The 430-nt window shown below is 68.8% G+C and carries 1 pseudogene; it reads right to left on the bottom strand.

What is annotated here, in order from left to right:
- Positions 1-374: pseudogene (locus CRD59_RS07770) on the bottom strand (hypothetical protein); the annotation flags it as partial.
- Positions 375-430 lie beyond the last annotated feature (56 nt).

The following is a 430-nucleotide window of genomic DNA, read 5'->3' as shown; positions in this document are numbered from 1 at the left end:
GGTGTGGTCGAGTTGAGGGTAGGGTTGGCGCCGAGTGGTCCCTTGTCGGGTGGTCGCCAGCTGGAGGCGTGGCCTGTGTTGTCGGGGGCGAGGCTGTGGGAGGTTGTTGTGATTGCGGTGTAGTGGTTGCCCGCGGGCAGTGCGCGTCGGCGGACTTGTACAGGTGTGCTCTGGTTTGTGTTGTCGCCGTTTCCGAGTTGGCCGTTGCCGTTGTCTCCCCAGCTGTAGGCGTGGCCGTCTGGGGTGAGGCCGAGGCTGTGTTGGACGCCTGCGCGGATGGTGGTCCAGGTGGTGTTGGGGGGGCCTGGCGGGGCGGCGACGGGGGCTGGTGTGTGCGTGGGGATGGTGCGGAGGTGGCGGCGTGGGCGCGGCATCTGGTCGTGCTGTCTCGCTGCTGGCTCTGTGGGGTCTAGCGGGCGCGGGTGAGGGG

Source organism: Bifidobacterium xylocopae (assembly GCF_003315615.1).
Classification (GTDB): Bacteria; Actinomycetota; Actinomycetes; order Actinomycetales; family Bifidobacteriaceae; genus Bombiscardovia; species Bombiscardovia xylocopae.
Note: the sequence above shows the minus strand (reverse complement) of the source record. Positions and strands in the feature narration are given on the sequence as shown.